A 17,025-nucleotide genomic window follows, 5' to 3' on the forward strand; every position below is an offset into this window, starting at 1 on the left:
GAACAATGCTCGAATAATTTGCAGTTACTTTGCCGCGGTTGGCAGAGGCTGCGGACTATCGGAAAGCGAATTCAGGTAAGCGATCACGTCGGCGCGCTCGCTGCCTTTCTGGATACCGGCAAAGCCCATCGCGGTGCCGGGGACGAAACCCTTGGGATTATCGATGAACTGGCTGAGGTCATCGATGGTCCAGGTGCCGCCCTTGGCCTTCATCGCCGCCGAGAAATTGAATCCGCGGCCCTCGCCCTTCTTGTCACCCACGATGCCGAAAAGATTCGGACCGACCTTGTTGGGCCCGCCCTTGGTGAAGTCGTGGCAAGCGGCGCACTTCTTGGCGGCCTGTTCGCCCTTCTGGACGGAGGCGGTTTGCAGCAGTTTCTCGATCGGCACGGCCGGTTCGGCTGCAGCGGCCTTCTCGCCTCCTGCCGCCTCTTCCTTCACCGCGATTTCAAAACCGGGCTTTTCCGGCTTGTTGGGAGCGAAAAGCGCGCTGGCCGCAAAGCTCGTCACCAGCAAGATGAGACAGGTGCCGAGAATGGCACCGAGAATTTTATTGAGTTCGAAGGAGTCCATTGTGGATCAGGCTCCAGGCCGGGAATGTCGACTTTTGGCCGGCGAGAAACGGCCGCGATTGGCGCTAAGGAATCGGGCTTTCGCGCCGCACCCTGAGCGGAAATCAGATATCGGTTTGCCCGTGCTCTGGCAACCCGTATAAACGCCTTGGCTTTTGACCCATCCCCATTATTTCGGCCGCTTCTCGGAGGGGCACCAGACCGCATTCTGATGACCAACCCCCGTATTTTGGTACTGATTCCTGCCCGCATGGCCGCCACGCGCCTGCCCGGCAAGCCGCTATTGGAGATGGCCGGTCTGCCGATGATCGTCCATGTGCTCCGCCGCGCCGAGGCCGCCGGAATTGGCCGGGTGGCGGTTGCAACTGATACGGCCGAGATCGCGGCCGCGGTTAAAACGCACGGCGGAGAGGCGGTCATGACCCGCGCCGACCATCCGTCCGGCTCGGACCGGATTTTCGAGGCGCTCGGCTCGCTCGATCCCGGCCACGAGACCGAGATCGTGATCAATCTGCAGGGCGATTTTCCGACCATCAGCCCGGACAATATCCGCGATGTGCTGGCGCCGCTGGAAAACCCCGCGGTCGACATCGCGACCTTGGCGGCGGAAATCCATACCCAGGAAGAAGCCTTGAACCCCAACGTCGTGAAGGCGGTCGGCTCAACGATCGGCCCCCGGCGGCTGCGCGCGCTCTATTTCACCCGCGCGACCGCCCCCCATGGCGAGGGACCGCGCTACCATCACATCGGTCTCTACGCCTATCGCCGCGCCGCGCTTGAGCGCTTCGTCCGCCTCCCCCCCTCGCCGCTCGAGCAGCAGGAGAAACTGGAGCAATTGCGGGCGCTGGAGGCGGGAATGCGGATCGACATCGGGATCGTCGATACCGTGCCGCGCGGCGTCGATACCCCGGCCGACCTGGAGGCTACGCGGCAACTACTGGCGAAAAGCTGAGCGGCTGGTACAAGGCGCCATGACCAAGTCGACCAAGATCATGAAAATCGCATTCCAGGGCGAGTCGGGCGCGAACTCCCACATCGCCATCGCCGAGGCCTATCCCGACGCTGAAGCGCTGCCCTGCCCGACTTTCGAGGACGCGTTGGCCGCGATCTCCTCGGGCGAGGCCGACCTCGGCATGATCCCGATCGAGAATTCGGTCGCCGGCCGCGTCGCCGACATTCATCATCTCTTGCCGCAATCCGGCCTCTTCATCGTCGGCGAGTGGTTCCTGCCGGTGCATCATCAGTTGATGGCGCCCCGCGGTGCCAAAATCGGCGACATCAAGACGGTCGAAAGCCACGTTCACGCGCTCGGACAATGCCGGCGCATCATTCGCAAGCTCGGCATCAAGCCGATCGTGGCGGGCGACACCGCCGGCAGCGCGCATATCATTGCTGATCGCGGCGACAAAACCTGCGCCGCGATCGCCCCAAAACTCGCGGCCGAAATTTACGGCCTCGACATTCTGGCCGAAGACGTCGAGGACGAGGCCCACAACACCACCCGCTTCGTGGTGCTGGCGCGCCAAGCCAATTGGGCCAAACAGGAGTCGGGGCCGCTGGTCACCACATTTGTCTTCCGGGTGAGAAACCTGCCGGCAGCGCTCTACAAGGCGATGGGCGGCTTTGCCACCAACGGTGTCAACATGACCAAGCTCGAAAGCTACATGGTCGACGGCAATTTCTTTGCCACGCAGTTCTACGCCGATGTCGACGGCCACCCCGACGACAAGGGCCTCGCCTTTGCGCTCGAGGAGTTGAAATTCTTCTCGCGTGAATTCCGCATTGTCGGCGTCTATCCGGCTCATCCGTTCCGCGCCACCTTTAGCGAACAGCAGGACTGATCGGCTTACGCCGCTTCCTTCTTGGCTAGCCCGAATGCGTCAGCCAGCAGGCTGTAGGACTTCTTGCGCGCCTCGTGATCGTAGACAGCGGTGATCACCATCAGTTCGTCGGCTTGGCTTGCCGCGATCATCGACTCTAGCTTTTTTATCACCGTTGCGGGGCTGCCGACAAACAAGCGCGAACGGTTGCGCGCAATCGCAGCTCGATCGGCGTCGGTGTAAGGATAGGCCTGCGCCTCCTCGATACTCGGCAGCGGAATATATTGGCCACGATCGCGCAGCAAGCGATTGAGGTCCATCGACGCGGCGAGCCGTTCGGCTTCGGCATCCGTTTCGGCCGCGACCACCGCCACCGCCAGAATCGCATACGGTGTTTCGCGCCAACCGGTCTGCTTGAAACGGGCGCGGTAGTTCGTCATCGCAGCGATGGCGTCATAGGACGCAAAATGATGCGCGAACGCGTAGCCCATGCCGACCTGGGCCGCCAGTTCCGCACTGTAATCGCTGGAGCCGAGCAGCCAGATCGGCGGCAACGGCGTGTCGTCGGGCATCGCCACGACCTGATTGAAGGGATGGTTGGGCGGGAAGTTGCGGGTCTCCCACAGCGTCAACTCATGCAGCCGTTCGAGGAAGTCATCGCCTTCCCGGCGATCGAGCCGGCTGCGTAGCGCGTGAGCCGTGGCGCCATCGGTGCCGGGCGCGCGGCCGAGCCCGAGATCGATCCGGCCCGGAAACAGCGCTTCCAGCATTTTGAACCGCTCGGCCACCACCAGCGGCGCATGGTTCGGCAGCATCACCCCGCCGGAGCCGACGCGGATGTTCTTCGTCACGGCTGCGATCTGGCCGATCATGATATCGGGCGCGGGGCTCGCGACCGAAGCTAGGTTGTGATGCTCGGCGAGCCAGTAGCGGGTGAAGCCGAGCGCGTCCGCATGGCGGGCGAGATCGATGCTGTTGCGCAGCGCCGCGGCAGGCTTGGTAGCCGTGGTAACCACCGAGAGATCGAGGACGGAGAGCGGAATCATCGCCTTAAACCTAATGCCACGGCCCAACCGTACAACCGCTGGGCATGCATGACGTTTGAAGCCGGCCCGGCGCCCGGATCACTGGCGTCCGATGGGCAGTAAGTTTTATATTTATTAATATCTTTATCTTGCCCACCAATGCCTCATCGCGATTTTTAGTCATTATACTTCAAATACAATCTGATACGTGGGTCGACAATTGCCCACCTAATTTTAAAAAGGATATAATATCTCGACATATTTAGCATTTTTGGGCAAATTCCCATATCCGGTGGGCTATAAGGCTCAAGCCTTTTCGCCTATCTTAGCGGTTCCTGTACCAGCGCCATGCGAGGCGTGAGGTTGCCGCGGAGACCATTGAGTATCATGAGCGAAGCTACCCCTGTTGCCACCGGCGGCCCCCGCGCGACCAAGCAGCCGGCAATCTCCTTCGAGTTCTTCCCGCCCAAGACCGAGGAAATGGAGAAGAATCTCTGGGACACGATTAACCGCCTCGCCCCGCTTGCGCCGAGTTTTGTCTCCGTGACCTACGGCGCCGGCGGATCGACCCGCGAGCGCACCCATTCGACCATCGCCCGCCTTCTCGGCGAAACCGATTTGTTGCCGGCCGCGCATCTGACCTGCGTCGGAGCTTCGCGCGGCGAGATCGACGACATCGTCGCCAAATATCACGAGACCGGCGTCCGCCACATCGTGGCGCTGCGTGGCGACCCGCCGGGCGGCATCGGCACGCCGTTTACGACCCATCCCAACGGCTATCAAAGCTCTTCCGAACTAGTGGCCGGTATCAAAAAGCGATTTCCCGATATCGAGGTCTCGGTTTCGGCCTATCCGGAAAAGCATCCCGAGAGCCCCAGTTTCGACGCCGACATCGACGGACTCAAAGCCAAGGTCGACGCCGGCGCCACGCGCGCCATCACGCAGGTGTTCTTCGATAACGACCTTTACTATCGCTACCTCGACCGCGTCCGTGCCCGCGGCATCGATATTCCGATCGTGCCCGGCATCATGCCGATGCACAATTTCAAACAGGCGAGAAATTTCGTCACCCGCGCCGGCACCACGGTGCCGGATTGGCTCGCGGAAAAATTCGACGGGCTCGACGACGACGTCGAGACCCGCAAGCTGGTGGCCGCAACGGTTGCCGCGGGGCAAGTGCAGAAGCTCAACAAACGCGGCGTCGATACTTTTCACTTCTACACCATGAACCGTGCTGATTTGGTCTTTGCGATCTGCCATCTGCTCGGCATCCGCCCCGCAGGCGCGCAGAAGGCGGCTTGAACAATGGTCTTGCCCGTCTCGTCGACACGCACCGCGTTCCTCAACGCCGCCAAAGAGCGCATTCTCGTGCTCGACGGCGCTATGGGCACCATGATCCAGGCGCTGCAATTTGACGAAGCCGCGTTTCGCAGCGCGCGGTTTGCCGGCTTTCATCGCGACGTCAAAGGCAACAATGACCTGTTGATCCTGACCCAGCCAAACGCGATCGAGGATATCCACGCCGCTTATTTGCGCGCCGGCGCCGACATCGTCGCCACCAATACCTTTTCCTCGACCTCAATCGCGCAGGCCGATTACGAGATGTCGGACCTCGCTTACGAACTCAACCTGGAAGGCGCGAGGCTCGCGCGTGCGGCTGCGGTGCGCGTCAGCGCCGAAGACGGCAAGCCGCGTTTTGTCGCCGGCGCCATCGGCCCGACCAACCGCACCGCGTCGATTTCCCCCGACGTGTCCAATCCCGGCTACCGCGCCGTCACCTTCGACGATTTGCGCAAGGCCTATGGCGAACAGATCAAGGGCCTGCTCGATGGCGGCGCCGACCTTCTGCTGGTCGAAACCATTTTCGACACGCTCAATGCCAAGGCCGCGCTCTACGCGATTGCCGAGATCACGGAAGAACGCGGCATCGACGTGCCGGTCATGGTTTCCGGCACCATCACCGACAAATCCGGCCGCCTGCTGTCGGGACAGCTTCCTGAAGCGTTCTGGAATTCGGTGCGTCACGCCAGACCCATCACGATCGGTTTCAACTGCGCGCTCGGCGCCGAGGATCTGCGCGCCCATATCGCGGACATCGGCCGCGTCGCCGATGCCTTGGTGTGCGCCTATCCGAACGCCGGACTCCCGAATGAGTTCGGCCAGTACGACGAGAGCCCGGAATATATGGCACGCCTGATCGGCGAATTTGCCTCCGCCGGCCTCGTCAATGTCGTCGGCGGTTGCTGCGGCACCACGCCTGACCATATGGCCGCGATTGCAGCGGCGGTTGCCCCACACAAACCGCGCATTCTCCCGGACATCGCTCCGCGCTTGCGGCTTTCCGGCCTGGAACCCTTTGAGCTGACGCCGGCCATTCCCTTCGTCAACGTCGGCGAGCGCACCAACGTCACCGGCTCGGCGCGATTTCGTAAATTGATCACGGCCGGCGACTACACCGCCGCATTGCAGGTGGCGCGCGACCAGGTTGAAAATGGCGCACAGATCATCGACGTCAATATGGACGAAGGGCTGCTCGATTCCGAAGCGGCGATGGTGACCTTCCTCAATCTCGTCGCCGCCGAGCCCGACATCGCCCGCGTCCCCGTGATGGTCGACTCTTCGAAATTTCCTGTCATCGAAGCCGGCCTGAAATGCGTGCAGGGCAAGCCGGTGGTGAACTCGATCTCGATGAAAGAGGGCGAGGAGAAATTCATCCACGAAGCCAATATCGCCAAGCGCCATGGCGCGGCGGTGGTGGTGATGGCCTTCGACGAGAAGGGTCAAGCCGACACGTTTGCGCGCAAGACCGAAATCTGCAGGCGCGCCTACGACATCCTCGTCGATCGCGTCGGCTTTCCGCCGGAAGACATCATCTTCGATCCGAATATTTTTGCGATCGCCACCGGCATCGAGGAGCATAATAATTACGGCGTCGACTTCATCGAGGCGACGCGCTGGATACGCCAGAATCTGCCGCATGCGCACATCTCCGGCGGCGTCTCCAATCTTTCGTTCTCGTTCCGCGGCAACGAGCCGGTGCGCGAAGCCATGCACTCGGTGTTTCTGTATCATGCCATCAAGGCCGGCATGGACATGGGCATCGTCAATGCCGGGCAGATGGTCGTCTATGACGACATCGACCCTGAATTGCGCCAGACCTGCGAGGACGTCATCCTCAACCGCGATCCGGGCGCATCCGAGCGCCTGCTGGCGCTTGCCGAGAAATTCCGCGGCAAGGAGAGGAAAACCCAGGAGCATGATCTCGCCTGGCGCGAATGGCCGGTCGACAAGCGGCTTAGCCACGCGCTGGTGCACGGCATTACCGAATATATCGAAGCCGACACCGAGGATTCGCGAGCGCTGGCCAAGCGTCCGCTTGATGTGATCGAGGGACCACTGATGGCCGGCATGAACATTGTCGGCGATCTCTTCGGCGACGGAAAGATGTTCCTGCCCCAGGTGGTGAAATCCGCCCGCGTCATGAAGCAGGCGGTCGCTTACCTGATGCCGTTCATGGAAGAAGAGAAGGCGCGAAACAAGGCCAACGGCGTCGCGAGCGACGGCCGCAACGCCGCCGGCAAGATCGTGCTCGCGACCGTCAAGGGCGATGTCCACGACATCGGCAAGAACATCGTCGGCATCGTGCTGCAATGTAATAATTTCGAAGTAATCGACCTCGGCGTCATGGTACCGGCGGCCAAGATCATCGAGACCGCCAAGCGCGAAGACGCCGACATCATCGGCCTTTCCGGGCTGATTACGCCGTCGCTCGACGAGATGAGCTTTCTGGCCGGAGAAATGCAGCGCGAAGGGCTCGAAATTCCGCTTCTGATTGGAGGGGCGACCACGAGCCGCGTCCACACCGCCGTCAAGATCGATCCCAATTACCGCTCCGGGCCGGTGGTGCATGTCAATGACGCCAGCCGCGCCGTCGGCGTCGCCTCTTCGCTGTTGTCGCCGGAGAAACGCACGGCCTATGCCGCCGACGTGCGCGCCGAATATGCCAAGATTTCGGCGGCGCATTTCCGGGCGCAGGCCGACAAGAAGCGCTTGAGGCTTGCGGACGCGCGCAAGAACGCTGCCACGCTCGATTTTACCAGGACGCCGCCGAAGAGGCCCGCTTTCTTCGGGATCAAGACATTCCGGGAATACGACCTGGCGGAATTGGCCGAGTACATCGACTGGACGCCGTTCTTCCAGACCTGGGAACTCGCAGGGCGTTTTCCCGCCATTCTCGACGACGCGACTGTCGGCGAAGTCGCCCGCTCGCTGTACGGCGATGCGCGCAAGATGCTCGATCGCATCATCAGTGAGAAATGGTTCACGGCACAGGCGACGATTGGCTTCTGGCCGGCGAACGCAAAGGGCGACGACATTCTGGTTTACGCGGATGAGGCGCGCGAAAAGCCGATCGCGACCCTGCACACCTTGCGCCAGCAGCTCGAGAAGCGTGAAGGGCGTTTCAACTCCGCTTTGTCCGATTTCATCGCGCCGCGCGACAGCGGCTTGGCGGATTACATCGGCGCGTTCGTGGTGACGGCCGGTATCGGCGAAGACGTGGTGGCCGATCGCTTCAAGAACGCCAACGACGACTACTCCTCGATTCTATGCAAGGCACTGGCCGATCGGCTCGCCGAAGCCTTTGCCGAGCGCATGCATGCGCGGGTGCGGCGCGAGTTCTGGGGTTATGCGCCGGACGAAAATCTCGCAGCCGACGACCTGATCCTCGAAAAATATCAGGGCATTCGCCCTGCGCCCGGCTATCCGGCGCAGCCTGATCACACCGAAAAAGCGACGTTGTTCGAGCTGCTCGATGCCGAGAACACCGCCGGTGTGACGCTCACCGAAAGCTTTGCGATGTGGCCCGGCTCATCCGTATCCGGGCTTTATTTCAGCCACCCCGAAAGCTTCTATTTCGGCGTCGGCAAGATCGAGCGTGATCAGGTCGAGGACTACGCCGTGCGCAAGGGCTTTAGCGTCGAGGAGACCGAACGCTGGCTCGCGCCGATCCTGAACTACGTCCCGGCTCAAGATCGGTCGGCGCAGGATCGCAGCGTCAAGGAGGCAATGCCGAAGCTGGCGCCGTCCGCCGCGACGCCCGCCAATGACGTCGAGGCCAAGGAACTTCACAAGGAACTTCAATCGCATCCGCCGGGCTGCAATTGCGCGGTGCATCTGGCTTATCGCAAGAAGAAGGTCGGCGCGGGGTAGCATTATCACCTTTCGTCATTTCCCCGCGCAATGCAAAGCATTGGCGCGAGTTGATGCCAGCATCGCGACATCAGGACCACACGACTTCGCCGTCCGCTTGACTGCGCGTACGTCCGGCGCACCGCAAGCGTCCATCGCATCCCGCGCCCAACGTGTCGTGACGATCGCCAAGCGCCCCTCGATCGGGCGCGAGACGGCGGCAGCCCGAAAGGTGATTTTCCCGACGGCGAAAGCAGAAAATTTTGGTAAGACGGGATGGACTTTGCGAAAGGATCAAGGTGCGCTGGCTAATTTGCCCGACGGGCAAATTCGCATAAAAGAAGCAGCGGCCAGTCCATGACCGGCCGCTGCTTCTTTTGGCAGAGAGAACTCAGACGTCAGCGCCCCGCAGGCGGGGAAAGAGCTTCGTCTCGGAAGCTGCCGGACTCAGCTGGATAGGCATAGAACGGCGCGGCCGACGCATTCGCGTTGCGAACCTGTTCGTTGGTGGTAACGGCGACGTGATGCTTCTTCGTCCGCTCGGCGGCCGTCGCGCTTTGGATCATCGATACAGCGATCAGCGTTGTCACGGCTGAGGCAGCGATGCGTTTCGTGATCTTGTTCATTGTAGTATCTCCCGGTCTGTCTTTTACGAAGCAAGATCGCCTCGTGTTGCCTAAACCTAGTCACGGCCGGGTCGGACGATAATACGCAAAAGCTGAAACAGATTGTTCTATCTTGCTTGATAATCGATGCCTCGAAAAAAGCCCGGCCCTTGGGGCAAACGATCCTGATTGTCAGGAAAAAGGATCGATCAACTTCTTCCGCTTGGCGCTGCGCCGCACCAAAAGATCGATGAAGGTTCTGACCTTCACAGATAGTTGATGGCGATGCGGGTAAACCGCAATCATTGAAAGCTCGACGGGCCGATATTCCGGCAACAGGCGCACAAGCCTGTTGGCTTCGAGGTCGTCATGAAAGAGAAATCCTGCGGCGAGACAAATGCCCACGCCCTGAAGGGCGGCAACGCGCAGCGTTTCACCGCTGTTGGTGACCAGGTTGCCCGATACTTTCACCGACGCCGGGGCGCCATCACGGTCCGTGAAATGCCACCCGTCTTCGAAAGGGTAGAGCGCATGACGCAGGCAATTGTGGCTGGACAGATCGGAAAGCCGTTCCGGCCGCCCGTGCTTTTCGAGATAATCATGCGAACAGCACAGGACATGCCGCCAGGTGGCGAGGCTGCGGACGATCGAACTCGAATCCGGCGGCGGCGTGAGGCGGATCGCAATATCATATCCCTCGTCGATGAGGTCGACGCTGCGTTCGCCCATCGTCAGGTCGACGCTGGCCTCGGGATAGCTTTTCAGGAATTCGGTGACGACCGACGACACCAGCGGGACCATGCTGGTCGACGTATAGACGCGTAGTGTGCCTCTGAGGGTCGCCTGCAGCGCGCCTGCGATATCGTCCGCCTGCTCCAGATCGGCGAGGATATGCGTGCAACGGTCGTAATAGGCTTTGCCGGCCTCGGTCAGGCTGATCTTGCGCGTGGTGCGGTTCAGAAGCCGCACGCCCAAACGCTCCTCGAGCGCGTGCACATGGTTGCTGATCATGGCTGTGGACATATTGAGGCGACGGCCGGCGGCGGAAAAACCGCCGCTGTCCACGACCCGGACAAAGGCCGTCAGGCTGGTGAGCCGATCCATCCCGATCCCTGATGATCAAATCGCGCCGGACAATGTTACATCGTGGACAGGCTAGTGTCCTGATTCCGAAGTTCGTACCCTCTTGCGGCCCCACGTTTACGAACTTCGGAATCAAAAGGACACTAGCAAACCTATTGTTCTAGTGTGGCTTTTGGCTCAGAAGTCCGCATGACGAACTCGCGGGCCGCAATGATGCGGACTTCTGAGCCGCCACACTGGCGATAAACCTACTTGCCCGGCTGCGATGGATCCGGCGCCAGCGCGCGCTTCTGCAACTCCGGAATGTTGACCTTGACGCCATTGGCCATGACGACATCGCCCGGCTGCTGGCCGGCGGCACAGGCCCCGAGCCACTTGCCTTCGCTTGTCATCGTCATCGCGGGCAAATCAGCGCCTTCCGACGTCACCGTCATGGTATAGGCGCTGTCGAAACTGCCGGTGATGACCGCGTGCGCGTTCGCGGCCTTGCCGTTGAAGTTGCAGCGCGAGTCGATCGTCGTCCCGTTGTCCGACTTCTTCACCTCACGCTCGGGGCAGGCCGGCGCGGCGAACGAACCGGCGCTCGATTGCAGCATCTGATCGGTGGCCGCATCGATGCATTGCTGCACCGTGACCGCGCGCCCGTGACCCTCGATGGTGGTCTTGACCTCCCACAGGCCCGGCTTTCGCGCCGGCAAATCGGTGGCCTCCGCGTGCACCATCAAGAGCAAAGCAGAAGCCGCGCTCAAGCCTAACGTGACAGGCGGCCCGTATATGCTGCGGCTCATCGGACGATTTCGTGATTTTGCGCCATGACGGCGTCCTATCAAGTTCATTGTCCCTGAGCAAATACGACGGACATCAACCAAAGCCGCTTTTTCGCGCCCCGGTTTGAGGCAGGCGTGTGGCGACGCCGTGTGACATTATGTTACATTTGTAACCTTTTTTATGGTGGCGTTGCCAGATAGAAGCTGATCCGCAACGGCTTCGATCGCAGCTTTATGAATCTCTCCAGCCCTTTTATCCGCCGTCCGGTCGCCACCACGCTGTTATCGCTTGGGCTTGTGGTGGCGGGCACGATCGCGTTTTTCAAGCTGCCGGTCTCGCCGTTGCCCGACGTCGATATTCCGACCATTTCGGTGCAGGCGACCTTGCCGGGCGCAAGCCCAGTAGACGTCGCCATGACGGTCGCAAGCCCGCTCGAACGTCATCTCGGCCAGATCGCCAACGTCACGGAAATGACGTCCACGAGCACGCTCGGCTCCGCCCGCGTCAATCTGCAATTCGACATCGGCCGCGACATCAATGGCGCCGCGCGTGACGTGCAGGCCGCCATCAATGCGGCGCGCGCCGACCTGCCGGCGAGCCTGCGGAGCAATCCGACCTACCGCAAGTTCAATCCGGCTTCGGCGCCGATCCTGATCTACACGTTGACCTCGGACACGCTGGTTCCCGCCGAACTTTATGACGCCGCCTCGACCGTGCTGGCCCAGAAGCTGTCGCAGATCGAGGGCGTCGGCGAAGTCGCCGTCAGCGGCGGCTCGCTGCCCGCCGTGCGCGTCGAACTGCTTCCGCCGGCACTCTACAAATACGGCATCGGCCTCGAAGATATCCGCGCAGCGCTCGGCAGCACCAACGCCCACAGCCCAAAGGGCGGCATCGACGTCCACGACCAGCGCTACCAGATCTATTCCAACGATCAGGCCAACAAGGCCGAGAACTACCGGTCGCTGATCGTCGCCTACCGCAACGGGGCGCCCGTGCGCCTGGCCGACGTCGGCGACGTCATCGACTCCGTGGAAAACGTCCGCACGCTCGGTCTCGCCAATGGCAAGCCGGCGGTCATGATGATCGTGTACCGGCAGTCGGGCGCCAACATCGTGCAGATGGTCGACCGCGTGAAGTCGCTGATGCCGCAGCTCAAGGCCTCGGTCTCGCCCGCCATCGACATCAACCTCGCCGTCGATCGCTCCAAGACGATCCGCGCCTCGCTGCGGGACGTCGAAATCACACTGCTCATCACCGTCGCCCTGGTGATTCTCGTCGTGTTCGCGTTCCTGCGCGATGCGCGCGCCACGCTGGTGCCGGTCGTGGCGGTCTCGGTCTCGCTGGTGGCGACATTCGCCGTGATGTATCTGCTGGGCTATAGCCTCGACATCTTTTCCCTGATGGCGTTGACGGTTGCGACGGGATTTGTAGTCGACGACGCCATCGTCGTGCTCGAAAACATCGCCCGCCACCTGGATGCCGGCATGTCGCGGCTCGATGCCACGCTGATCGGCGCCCGCGAGGTCGGCTTTACCGTCGTGTCGATGAGCGTGTCACTGGTTGCGGTCTTCGTCCCGATCCTCCTGATGGGCGGCCTGGTCGGCCGGCTGTTTCGCGAATTCGCCATGACGATCACGATTGCGATTGCGATCTCGCTGGTGGTCTCGCTGACGACGACGCCGATGATGTGCGCCGTGTTGCTGCGCCGCCATCGCGGCGAGACGCACGGGCGCATCTATCAAATCAGCGAGGGTATCTTCGAGGCGATGTTGAACGGCTATCGCCGGACGCTGACGATCGCGCTGCATCATCCGCTTTCGGTGATGCTGATCCTGGCCGCGACGCTGTGGCTGAACTTTCATCTCTACGGCGTCGTGCCGAAAGGTTTCGTGCCGCAGCAGGACACTGGATTATTGATCGGGTCGATCCAGGCCGATCAAAGCACCTCGTTTCAACTGATGCGCGAGAAGCTGACGCAGTTCATCGATATCGTCAAAAGCGATCCGGCGGTTGATTCCGCTGTCGGGTTCACCGGCGGCAGCGGCCCGGGCCCCGGCGGCTCAACCAATACCGGCACGGTGTTCGCGTCGCTGAAACCGATGGGCGAACGCAACTTGCCGGCCGACCGGGTGATCGAACGGCTGCGCGGCAACCTCGCCGCGGTAGCCGGCGCCACGCTGTTCCTGCAATCAGTCGGAGACCTCGGCGCCGGCGGGCGCTCGGGCAATGCGGCCTATCAATATTCCCTGCAGGGCGCGACCTTCGATGAGCTGAATGAATGGACGCCAAAGCTGGTCGCGGCGTTGCAATCCAATCCGGCTCTTGCCGATGTCAGCAGCGATCAGCAGAACAAGGCCCTGCAATCCAACCTGGTGATCGACCGCGATTCCGCCGCCCAGCTCGGGATTACGGTCAGCCAGATCGACAACACGCTTTATGACGCGTTCGGGCAGCGGCAGGTCTCGACGATCTATGTCGCACGCAACCAGTATCACGTGATCATGGAGGTCGAGCCCGCCTACTGGCAGAATCCGCAAACGTTGCGGGATGTCTATGTCAGCACCTCAGGCGGGACCGCGAGCGGCTCACAAACCACCAACGCGGTCGCCGGCACGATTACCTCGCCCTCGCAGAAAAACTCGATCAGCGCGATCGCCGCCAACGCGGTGCGAAATCTCGCGACCAACTCGATCGGCGCCTCGGGCAAAGGGGCTTCGTCCACCGGGACCGCTGTCTCGACCGGCGCCGAAACGATGATTCCGTTGTCGAGCGTCGCCAAGTTCTCGCAAGGCGAGACGCCGCTCACCGTCAACCATCAGGATCTTTTCGTCGCCACCACCGTCTCCTTCAACCTGCCGCCGGGCGTGGCGCTGAGCGCGGGGGTCACCGCGATCGAGACGACCATGAGCCGGATCGGCATGCCGGCCACCATGCACGGCAGCTTTTCGGGAGCCGCCAAGATCTTCCAGCAGTCGCTGGCGAACGAGCCGTTCCTCGTGTTGGCGGCGTTCGCGACCATCTACATCTCGCTCGGCATGCTCTACGAGAGCTACATTCATCCGCTCACCATCCTGTCCACGTTGCCGTCGGCGGGCGTCGGAGCGGTGTTGGCGCTGATCATTTTCCACACCCAGTTCGACATCATCGCGATGATCGGGGTGATCCTCCTGATCGGCATCGTGAAGAAGAACGCCATCATGATGATCGACTTCGCGCTCGATGCCGAACGTCAGCGCGGGCTGTCGTCCGCCGACGCCATCTTCGAAGCCTGCGTGATGCGCTTCCGGCCGATCATGCATTGCCATTTTCGGCGGGCTGATCGTCAGCCAGATCCTGACGCTCTACACTACGCCGGTGGTGTATCTCTATCTCGACCGCGCCAGACACTGGCGGCAACGGCGGAAACAGCGCCGCCTGGCGTTGAGAGAGCCGCCCCCCATCTGACGTAACGGCCCCAAGCCGTCCCGCCGGTCCATGCGAAATTGCACATCAGGCCCGGCGTGCGCCGTTCTGGATCGGCGCCAGCGCGCCCGCTACTGTCCTCACAAAATTACGCAAGACAAACACAGGTGAGGAAATCATGTCAGGGATGGAGTTGGCGACGCCGCGCCTCAAATCGATACAGCGTGTCGCCCTGGCCCTGCTGGTGATTTCCGGCGTCGTCAATTACATCGACCGCGCGACGCTGGCGGTTGCCAATCCGCTGATCCGGGAAGAACTCGGTCTTTCGATTGCTGAGATGGGGTATCTGCTCTCCGCCTTTCTCTGGGCCTATGCGTTTTCGCAATTGCCGACCGGCGCCATGGTCGACCGTCTCGGCCCGCGGCTGCTTCTGACCATGGGTCTCAGCCTGTGGTCGCTCGCGCAACTCCTCGGCGGCCTGGTGCAGAATTTTACCCAGTTCTTCGGCGCCCGTGTCCTGCTCGGCCTCGGCGAAGCGCCGCAATTTCCGACCGGCGCGCGCGTGGTGCGGGACTGGTTCAATCAGCGCGACCGCGGGCTTGCAACCGGCGTGTTCAACTGCGCCTCCTCGCTCGGCACCGCGATCGCGGTGCCGCTTCTGACCTATCTGATGCTCTCCTTTGGCTGGCGCGCGATGTTCGTGATCATGGGCATCGCCGGGCTGATCGTCGCCGCGTTCTGGTATCTGCTCTATCGCAACCCCGGCGAAATCGACCTCACCGCGCCGGAAAACGCCTACCGGACGCAAGGCGATCCGCCGGGTCAGCGAACGAAAGTTACCTTCGGCGAATGGAAGCTGTTGTTTCGCTTCCGCACCACTTGGGGCATGATTTTCGGCTATTTCGGCTGCATCTACCTCACCTGGATCTATACCGCCTGGCTGCCCGGCTATCTCGAAATCGAACGCCACATGAGCGTGAAATATACCGGGTGGCTGCGGCCGTTCCGTTCGCCTGCGGAGTCGTCGGCGGCGTGCTCGGCGGCTACATCGCCGACATCCTGGTGCGCCGTGGCGTCGAGCCGCTGAGGAGTCGGCGATATCCGGCCGCCATCGCGTTACTCGGCACCGCAGCCTGCACGGTCGCCGCCGCCTACGTCTCCAGCAACACGCTGGCGATCGCATTCATCTCGGTCTCGCTGTTTCTGGTGTACGTCACCTCGACCTGCGTCTGGGCCTTGAGTTCGGTCGCCGTGCCAACCAACTGCACCGCCTCGATCGGCGCGGTGCAGAATTTCGGCGGCTATCTCGGCGGCGCGCTGGCGCCCACCGTGACCGGCCTGATCGTGCAGAACACCGGCTCGTTCGTGCCGGCGCTGGTCGTCGGCGCCTTGATCGGCGTCGTCTCGGCCGGCTGTTATCTGTTCATCGTCGATCAGCCGATTACGGCCGCCGAGCTCGATGCAGCGTCCGGTGCCAGCCTTGACTCGCTCGGCATTGGCGCCAAACCCAAGCAATAGCGCGCTTCAAGCGAGCTCCGCGCGCACCATCGCCGCCCCGTCGGCGAGCGCCTTCAGCTTCGCAAACGCAAGTTCGCGCGGAAGGTACTTCATGCCGCAATCCGGCGCTGGCACCAGCCGATCGGCGGGGAGAACTTTCAGCGCGGCGCGGATGCGATCCGCCACGACGGCGGCCGTTTCCGCGCTGGGGTCGGCGAGATCGATCACGCCGAGCATGATCTTCTTCGGCGACAGCTCCTTGAGCACGCCGAGATCGAGTTTCGGCTGCGCCGCCTCGATCGAAATCTGATCCGCCTTGCACGCGCCGAGCTCACCAAGGAACGAATAGCCGACCGGCTTCTCGCCCTTGACGACCGCGGCATAACCGAAACAGAGATGGATAACCGTCGTCGCCTTGAGGCCCTCGAGCGCGCGGTCGATCGCCTTGACCGCGATACGTTTGGCGGCAGGCGGGTCCTGACGCAGCCACGGCTCGTCGAGCTGGATCACGTCGGCGCCGGCTTTTTCGAGATCGCGCGCCTCCGCATTCACAGCGGCGGCAAAATCCATCACCATCTCATCGTCGTCTTTGTAATATTCGTTGACCGCCTGCCGGCTCATCGTGAACGGACCTGGCAGCGTGATTTTTGCAACTCGCTCGGTGTTACGGCGCAAGAATTCCATATCACGCGTTTCGACCGCATGCGTGCGACGGATCGGACCGACCACGCGCGGCACCGCGGTGGGAAGACCGGCCTTCGACATCACCTCGCCCGGTTTGCCGGATGCAATGCCTTCGAGCGCGGTGGCAAAGCGGTTGGAATAGCTTTCCCGGCGCACCTCGCCATCGGTGATGATGTCGATGCCGGCGCGCTCCATGTCGCGGATCGCAAGCAGCGTCGCATCGTCCTGCGCCTGCTCGAGCCACGGCTCGGCGACCCGCCAAAGATCGAGGCGCACCCGCGCCACGCCTTTCGACAGCAACTGACGGTCGACCAGCCAGTCCGGCTGCGGATAGCTGCCGACAACCGTGGTGGGCAAAAGCTTCGCCGTCATGACGTTC

12 protein-coding genes and 1 pseudogene are annotated in these 17,025 nt (G+C 62.0%); 7 read left to right on the forward strand and 6 right to left on the reverse strand.

Features of this window, described 5'->3' with window-relative positions; genetic code table 11:
- Positions 1-24: 24 nt before the first annotated feature.
- Positions 25-573: a c-type cytochrome gene (locus tag ABSE61_RS23300; protein WP_423873491.1), complete on the reverse strand. Its 549-nt coding sequence runs from the start codon at positions 571-573 to the stop codon at positions 25-27.
- A gap of 210 nt (positions 574-783) precedes the next feature.
- Between ABSE61_RS23300 and ABSE61_RS23305 the strand changes: the two genes are divergently transcribed.
- Both ABSE61_RS23305 and ABSE61_RS23310 read left to right on the forward strand, forming a co-directional pair.
- The gene (locus ABSE61_RS23305) at positions 784-1,524 is read left to right on the forward strand and encodes a 3-deoxy-manno-octulosonate cytidylyltransferase (RefSeq protein ID WP_423873492.1); all 741 of its coding nucleotides are present in this window, start codon (positions 784-786) and stop codon (positions 1,522-1,524) included.
- A gap of 19 nt (positions 1,525-1,543) precedes the next feature.
- Positions 1,544-2,413, forward strand: coding sequence for a prephenate dehydratase (locus ABSE61_RS23310; RefSeq protein ID WP_423873493.1), 870 nt, complete (start codon positions 1,544-1,546; stop codon positions 2,411-2,413).
- Positions 2,414-2,418: 5 nt separating this feature from the next.
- On the opposite strand, the gene ABSE61_RS23315 is transcribed toward ABSE61_RS23310, so the two are convergent.
- The gene (locus ABSE61_RS23315) at positions 2,419-3,438 is read right to left on the reverse strand and encodes an LLM class flavin-dependent oxidoreductase (RefSeq protein WP_423873494.1); all 1,020 of its coding nucleotides are present in this window, start codon (positions 3,436-3,438) and stop codon (positions 2,419-2,421) included.
- Between the two features lie 366 nt (positions 3,439-3,804).
- On the opposite strand from ABSE61_RS23315, the gene metF reads away from it, so the two are divergent.
- Complete coding sequence (gene metF, locus ABSE61_RS23320) at positions 3,805-4,719, forward strand: methylenetetrahydrofolate reductase [NAD(P)H] (protein ID WP_423873495.1); 915 nt, start codon at positions 3,805-3,807, stop codon at positions 4,717-4,719.
- A gap of 3 nt (positions 4,720-4,722) precedes the next feature.
- A complete protein-coding gene (gene metH, locus ABSE61_RS23325; RefSeq protein WP_423873496.1) occupies positions 4,723-8,628 on the forward strand; it encodes a methionine synthase in 3,906 nt (1,301 codons plus the stop codon).
- Between the two features lie 377 nt (positions 8,629-9,005).
- Here metH and ABSE61_RS23330 read toward each other — a convergent pair whose 3' ends face one another.
- The 3 genes from ABSE61_RS23330 to ABSE61_RS23340 form a co-directional block, all read right to left on the reverse strand.
- Positions 9,006-9,233 carry a hypothetical protein gene (locus tag ABSE61_RS23330; protein ID WP_423873497.1) on the reverse strand — a complete coding sequence of 76 codons (228 nt, stop codon included), beginning with the start codon at positions 9,231-9,233 and terminating at the stop codon, positions 9,006-9,008.
- Positions 9,234-9,404: 171 nt separating this feature from the next.
- Positions 9,405-10,316, reverse strand: coding sequence for a LysR family transcriptional regulator (locus ABSE61_RS23335; RefSeq protein ID WP_423873498.1), 912 nt, complete (start codon positions 10,314-10,316; stop codon positions 9,405-9,407).
- Positions 10,317-10,543: 227 nt separating this feature from the next.
- Positions 10,544-11,083: a DUF3617 domain-containing protein gene (locus ABSE61_RS23340; protein WP_423873499.1), complete on the reverse strand. Its 540-nt coding sequence runs from the start codon at positions 11,081-11,083 to the stop codon at positions 10,544-10,546.
- 213 nt (positions 11,084-11,296) lie between these two features.
- On the opposite strand from ABSE61_RS23340, the pseudogene ABSE61_RS23345 reads away from it, so the two are divergent.
- The 3 genes and pseudogenes from ABSE61_RS23345 to ABSE61_RS23355 all read left to right on the forward strand — a co-directional run bounded on the left by ABSE61_RS23345 (position 11,297) and on the right by ABSE61_RS23355 (position 15,983).
- Positions 11,297-14,507, forward strand: a pseudogene (locus tag ABSE61_RS23345) (efflux RND transporter permease subunit).
- Positions 14,508-14,643: 136 nt separating this feature from the next.
- On the forward strand, positions 14,644-15,552 hold the full coding sequence (locus ABSE61_RS23350) for an MFS transporter (RefSeq protein WP_423873500.1): 909 nt from the start codon (positions 14,644-14,646) through the stop codon (positions 15,550-15,552).
- Positions 15,498-15,983: an MFS transporter gene (locus ABSE61_RS23355; RefSeq protein ID WP_423873501.1), complete on the forward strand. Its 486-nt coding sequence runs from the start codon at positions 15,498-15,500 to the stop codon at positions 15,981-15,983. Before ABSE61_RS23350 ends, ABSE61_RS23355 begins: the two co-directional genes overlap by 55 nt.
- A gap of 6 nt (positions 15,984-15,989) precedes the next feature.
- Here the strand turns inward: ABSE61_RS23355 and ABSE61_RS23360 are convergent, their stop codons facing one another.
- A complete protein-coding gene (locus ABSE61_RS23360) occupies positions 15,990-17,018 on the reverse strand; it encodes a 5-methyltetrahydropteroyltriglutamate--homocysteine methyltransferase (protein WP_423873502.1) in 1,029 nt (342 codons plus the stop codon).
- Positions 17,019-17,025 lie beyond the last annotated feature (7 nt).

Origin of the sequence: Bradyrhizobium sp. (assembly GCF_049519115.1) — a bacterium.
Lineage (GTDB): Bacteria > Pseudomonadota > Alphaproteobacteria > Rhizobiales > Xanthobacteraceae > Bradyrhizobium.

What these genes read in the sequence shown, in the direction of transcription:
- ABSE61_RS23300 (WP_423873491.1), bottom strand. Translation starts at nt 573, where the DNA reads ATGGACTCCTTCGAACTCAATAAAATTCTCGGTGCCATTCTCGGCACC.
- ABSE61_RS23305 (WP_423873492.1), top strand. Translation starts at nt 784, where the DNA reads ATGACCAACCCCCGTATTTTGGTACTGATTCCTGCCCGCATGGCCGCC.
- ABSE61_RS23310 (WP_423873493.1), top strand. Translation starts at nt 1,544, where the DNA reads ATGACCAAGTCGACCAAGATCATGAAAATCGCATTCCAGGGCGAGTCG.
- ABSE61_RS23315 (WP_423873494.1), bottom strand. Translation starts at nt 3,438, where the DNA reads ATGATTCCGCTCTCCGTCCTCGATCTCTCGGTGGTTACCACGGCTACC.
- metF (WP_423873495.1), top strand. Translation starts at nt 3,805, where the DNA reads ATGAGCGAAGCTACCCCTGTTGCCACCGGCGGCCCCCGCGCGACCAAG.
- metH (WP_423873496.1), top strand. Translation starts at nt 4,723, where the DNA reads ATGGTCTTGCCCGTCTCGTCGACACGCACCGCGTTCCTCAACGCCGCC.
- ABSE61_RS23330 (WP_423873497.1), bottom strand. Translation starts at nt 9,233, where the DNA reads ATGAACAAGATCACGAAACGCATCGCTGCCTCAGCCGTGACAACGCTG.
- ABSE61_RS23335 (WP_423873498.1), bottom strand. Translation starts at nt 10,316, where the DNA reads ATGGATCGGCTCACCAGCCTGACGGCCTTTGTCCGGGTCGTGGACAGC.
- ABSE61_RS23340 (WP_423873499.1), bottom strand. Translation starts at nt 11,083, where the DNA reads ATGAGCCGCAGCATATACGGGCCGCCTGTCACGTTAGGCTTGAGCGCG.
- ABSE61_RS23350 (WP_423873500.1), top strand. Translation starts at nt 14,644, where the DNA reads ATGTCAGGGATGGAGTTGGCGACGCCGCGCCTCAAATCGATACAGCGT.
- ABSE61_RS23360 (WP_423873502.1), bottom strand. Translation starts at nt 17,018, where the DNA reads ATGACGGCGAAGCTTTTGCCCACCACGGTTGTCGGCAGCTATCCGCAG.